Origin of the sequence: uncultured Aureimonas sp. (assembly GCF_913775355.1) — a bacterium.
Lineage (GTDB): Bacteria > Pseudomonadota > Alphaproteobacteria > Rhizobiales > Rhizobiaceae > Aureimonas.
This window is the reverse complement of record NZ_CAJYIU010000238.1, coordinates 1-4,459: the sequence shown is the minus strand read 5'-3', so window position 1 is coordinate 4,459 and position 4,459 is coordinate 1. Positions and strand designations below refer to the sequence as shown.

General features: G+C 66.9%; 5 protein-coding genes and 1 pseudogene. All 6 read right to left on the bottom strand.

Translation table 11 applies throughout. The features are described 5' to 3' along the window. Positions 1-412, bottom strand: a pseudogene (locus tag QZ753_RS14525) (CtpF protein); the annotation flags it as partial. Between the two features lie 15 nt (positions 413-427). Then, positions 428-1,135, bottom strand: coding sequence for a CpaD family pilus assembly lipoprotein (locus QZ753_RS14520; protein ID WP_294644583.1), 708 nt, complete (start codon positions 1,133-1,135; stop codon positions 428-430). Next, entirely contained in the window at positions 1,132-2,703 is a 1,572-nt protein-coding gene (locus tag QZ753_RS14515) for a type II and III secretion system protein family protein (protein ID WP_294644581.1), read from the bottom strand. Before QZ753_RS14515 ends, QZ753_RS14520 begins: the two co-directional genes overlap by 4 nt. 2 nt (positions 2,704-2,705) lie before the next feature. Next, on the bottom strand, positions 2,706-3,527 hold the full coding sequence (gene cpaB / locus QZ753_RS14510) for a Flp pilus assembly protein CpaB (RefSeq protein WP_294644580.1): 822 nt from the start codon (positions 3,525-3,527) through the stop codon (positions 2,706-2,708). A gap of 128 nt (positions 3,528-3,655) precedes the next feature. After that, entirely contained in the window at positions 3,656-4,147 is a 492-nt protein-coding gene (locus QZ753_RS14505) for a prepilin peptidase (protein WP_294644578.1), read from the bottom strand. Positions 4,148-4,214: 67 nt separating this feature from the next. Continuing rightward, positions 4,215-4,391 (bottom strand): Flp family type IVb pilin, encoded by a 177-nt coding sequence (locus QZ753_RS14500; RefSeq protein WP_294644584.1) that lies wholly within the window; start codon positions 4,389-4,391, stop codon positions 4,215-4,217. Positions 4,392-4,459: the final 68 nt, after the last annotated feature.

Below are 4,459 nucleotides of genomic sequence, written 5' to 3'. Positions count from 1 at the left end.
GGGCGAGGACGTATTCCGAGATGCCGCGGCGCGTCAGCTCGCGGTAGAGCGACACGTCGTTGCAATGCCCAACGACCACGACCTTGGAGCCGGGGTCGCAGACATCGGCGAGCGTGTCGAGCTCGGCGAGAAGCTCGGCGGGGGCGAACTGCGATTCCAGGATCACGAGGTTGGGCGTCGGCGCCGAAGCGTAGTGCTCCGCCGCCGCGCGGATGCCGCCGGTGTGGACTCGCAGATGCGCTTTCGCCATGCGCCGGTCGGAGCCCGCCGCCTCGATCGCATTGGCGACCTCCGGCGTCTCGCAGAAGGCCTGGATGGAAATGCGCGGTATCGGACGGAGCGCATCCAGCCGCTCGCGCAGTGTCTCGTCGTCGAGATGGTAGGCCGTTTCGGACGGGGCGAGGAGCGACATGGCGTCTTGGCCTTCCTACCAGCTGTAGTTGGATTCGGTGGTGGAGCGGTCGGAAGCCGTCGATCGACCCTGCCGGTAGTCGTTGATCACCGTCGTCCGGCGCTCGGCGTCGATCTCGCTCATACCGCGGGGCCCGAGAAGATCGCGCGGGTCCGCGATCTGCGCGGCGAGGTTCGCCTGCGAGGCGCAGCCGAAGTTCTCGTAGTTGCGGTTCTGGTAGGTGTCGCCGAGATCGGACGGCCACTGGCCGCACGGATGGTCGAGACCCGCGGAGAGGCCTGTGTAGGACAGCCGGATCGGATAGGCCTCGTCGCCGCCCGCGACCTCGTAGGACGAGAAGACGACTCGCGAGCGCGGCACGCCTTCGCGATGAAGGGCACGCAGCATGTCCTTCGCGACCAGCGAGGCGGCCGCGGCGTTGCGCGTGCGCACCGGAACCTGGACGCTGATCGCGGCGGCGCGCGAGGATCGGAAGCGCGCAGCGAAGCTCTGCACGCGCGTATAGTCGGCGTGGGTCAGGCGCGTGTCGGCCGAGGATGGCAGAATGTCGAGATTCTGCGTCGCGTCGCCGACGATGATCGGATGCCGCGCCCGGTAGTCGTCGGGCACGAAGTTGAGCCTGGCGTCCGGCCGCTCGGCGCAGCCGGCAAAGCCGAGGGTCGCCAGGATCAGGCCGGCCGTGGCGAAGCGGCGGGCGGCGGGGGCATTCGCGAGCGCGCTCATTTGTAGATGTATCCAACAGTGCCGTGATAGCGGCCGGACGGAAGGGCAGATTCGGACTGGCCGTAGACGCGGTTGATCCGGCCGAGGAGATTGCCGGAGCCATCCGAGGTGAAGGCGAGATTGTCGTCGGGCCGGGCGAGATCCTGCCGCGCGACGGGCCGCACGAGGTAAGGCGTGACGATCACGACGAGCTCGGTCTCGTAGCGCTGGAAGTCGCGCGAGCGGAACAGGGTGCCGAGGATCGGGATCTTGGAGAGGCCGGGATAGCCGGAGATCACCTGCCGCATCTCGTCGCGCACGAGGCCGGCGATGACCATCGAGCCGCCGGAGGGAAGCTCGACGGTCGTGTCGGCGAGGCGCTTGCGGATGCCGGTAAGATTGATGCCGGGTGCGACACCTGAGGGAATGGAATAGGGCGACTCGAACGTCGGCTCCGACACGGCGGTGCGAATCTTCAGGCTGATGCGACCGGGCGAGAGGACGACCGGCGTGAAGTCGAGACCGATGCCGTAGTCGATTTGCTTGTGTTCGTAATCGACCGACGCGGCAGTGTTGTCGAAACCGACGATCGCGCCCTCAGAGTTGAGGATCGGGGTGCGTTTCGCAGGCGTTTCGGACTTGCCGCTCGCGACCGAGAATTCGCCGCCGACCTTGAACGAGGCGCTTTCGCCGGAGATGGCTGTCAGGCTCGGTTCGGCGAGCGTGCGCATCACGCCAGCCTGTTCCATCGCGCGCAGCTGCGCGGAAATGCCGTTATCGCTGTTGCCGCCGTTGAAGAGATTGGCGCCTGCGGAGGAGATCGCCTTGCCAAGGCCGAACGGGTTGGAGCTCGCGGCTGCAAACGCGATGCCATCGGACGACGCGACGCCGATACCGTCGATGCCGAGCTGCTTGACGACCGAGCGCTGGACCTCGGCGACGGTGACCTTGAGGGTGACCTGATCCTCGCCTTGGATCTGGAGAAGATTGACGATCTGGCTGCGCTGTATTTCAGGATTGATCGGCCCTCCGATCACGACGCCGCCGCCCGTAGCCGATCCGCCCCCACCCTGTACGAACTGACCCGTGGTCGCCTCGCCGCCTCGCGTGAAGATACGTGCGAGGTCGACCGCCCGGGCGGCGTCCTGCGCGTTCTCCACCGTCCCGGTCAGGATGACGTTGTCGTTCAACATTTCCGCCTTGACGTCGGCGGTCGGAATGAAGCGGCGGATCGTGGCGGCGAGCCCCGCGATGTCGCGCTCGACTTTGAGATCGAGGACCGCGATCTCGCGGCCCGCGGCGTCGAAGACGAAGATGTTGGTCTGCCCGACCGCCTTGCCGAAGAGATAGATGCGGCGCGCCGTGCGCGTCACCGCGTCGGCGACGGACGGGTCGGCCACGACGATGTCATGTGCATCGCGTGGCAGATCCACGACCTTCGACTTGTTGAGCCCAAGGGGGATAGTCTGGTTCAGGCGGCTGACCGAGATGATCGCATCGTTCGAGGCGGCCAGCGCCGCTTCGGGAAGGCCGGCGGCGATGACGGCCAGCGCGACATGGGCCAGGGGACGCAGGATGCGGTCGGCCATGGTCAGTTCCCCGTGGTCAGGTTGGTCGTCCTGCCGTAGCGGACGAGGCGAATCTCGGTGTTGGTGGGCTTCTTCTGCTGGTCGAGCAGGAAGGCCGCATAACCTGGCGAGCCGGGGACGGAATCGGCCAGCGAGCGGAGCGACAGGACCAGTCGCTCGGCCATGCGCTGCGCAGCCGTCAGCGCCTCGGCCTGCGCGGCGTCGACCTCGAGCGTCGCGGTGGTGCCGACGACGACGCGCTCGCCCTCCTTCTCCTCCACCGACTGGTCGATCGCGAGGACGCGAAGGTTCTTGAGGACCGTCTGCGTGTCGTAGCTCGGCGGCTGGCCGGCGATGGTCGGCCGGGCGCGCGTCATGATGACGTCGACGTGGTCGTTCGGCAGGATGAAGCCGCCGGCCGACGTGTCGGGCGCGATCTGGACCGCGACCGCGCGGCTGCCCGACGGAAGGATCGCCGACATGAATCCCCGGTCGGAGCGGATCAGCTTGGCTTCGCGGATCGGCTCGCCGGCAAAGAAGCTCTGGCGGGCGATGGTGCCCTTCAGTTCGGTGATGGCGTCGGGTCTGAGGTCGCGGCGGATCAGGGTCGCCGAGACGCCGTCTTCCGGCCACTTCATCCAGTCGAGCGCGCCTTCGGTGCCCGCTCCCATGCCGATGTCGTGCGAGGCGACGAGCACTTCGACGAGCTTGATGGGCGGCTGCACCGGCTGGGTGGAGATGATGATTGGCTCGGGCGCAGGGCCGCCCAGATGCAATGCGAGGAACCCGGCGCCGATCGCCGCCACGGCTGCCACGCCGAAGATCGCCAAGCGCGAAGCCTGCATCCTCTCAACTCCTCCTGCGGTCCTCTGGAAGTCGACCGATGAGGCGTTATGGAGGATAAATCCTCAAAGCATGGTTAACGCTTTGCTGACGCGGTTCACGCAGCGTCAAGGATGATGAACGCCTGACGTCAGGCGGGAAGCGACGCCAGCATGGCAGGGACCATGGCCAGTCCCGCGGCGCCGATCGCGACGCCATAGGGGATGCCGGTATCGGACCGGAGAAGACGGTCCACCGGAGCCAGTCCCGTGGTCGGCGATAGAAGGGAGCGGGCGGCGAGGAAGGCAAGCGTCAGGACGCCGCCGAGGATCGAGGTCCACAGCGCGAAGGACGCGAGTTCGGGCGTCGGTCCGAGCCAGAGGGCGACGGCCGCCATCAGCTTGGCATCGCCCCCGCCCATCCAACCCGCGGCGAAGCAGCCGAAGGTGATGGCGAGAACGCCCATACCCGCTGCCAGATGAAGCAGGAAGGCTGTGGCAGTCAGGCCTGCGGCGAGGCCGAACGGCAAAAACGCCGCCGCGAGGGCGACGACGAGGCGATTGGCGATCGTCATGCTGGCAAGATCGGTCAAGGCCGCCGCGATCATCGCCGCAGCGAATACCAGAACCAGCAGAGACGCCATGACGCCGGGTCCTTTCTACGAAAGAAAGGCAAGGCCGCGCACGCGGCCTCGCCTTGCTCGACGATTATCAGGGAACAGCGGTGCCGAACTTGCCGGCGATGTTGGTGAAGGTCGTGCCCAGCTTCGTGCCGAGCGTGGTGGCGCCGGTGATGATGGCAACGCCGACGAGCGCGGCGATCAGGCCGTACTCGATGGCGGTCGCGCCGGACTCGTTCTTGCGAAAACGCCTGATGAGCTTGAACATGGAAACTCCTGCCCGTTCGATGGAAACCTGTCCCGACGACCCGATATCGTCCGTCGTTCGGTAAGCTC

Coding starts and splice junctions, on each gene's coding strand:
- QZ753_RS14520 (WP_294644583.1), bottom strand. CDS start 1,135: ATGAGCGCGCTCGCGAATGCCCCCGCCGCCCGCCGCTTCGCCACGGCC.
- QZ753_RS14515 (WP_294644581.1), bottom strand. CDS start 2,703: ATGGCCGACCGCATCCTGCGTCCCCTGGCCCATGTCGCGCTGGCCGTC.
- QZ753_RS14500 (WP_294644584.1), bottom strand. CDS start 4,391: ATGTTCAAGCTCATCAGGCGTTTTCGCAAGAACGAGTCCGGCGCGACC.
- QZ753_RS14505 (WP_294644578.1), bottom strand. CDS start 4,147: ATGGCGTCTCTGCTGGTTCTGGTATTCGCTGCGGCGATGATCGCGGCG.
- cpaB (WP_294644580.1), bottom strand. CDS start 3,527: ATGCAGGCTTCGCGCTTGGCGATCTTCGGCGTGGCAGCCGTGGCGGCG.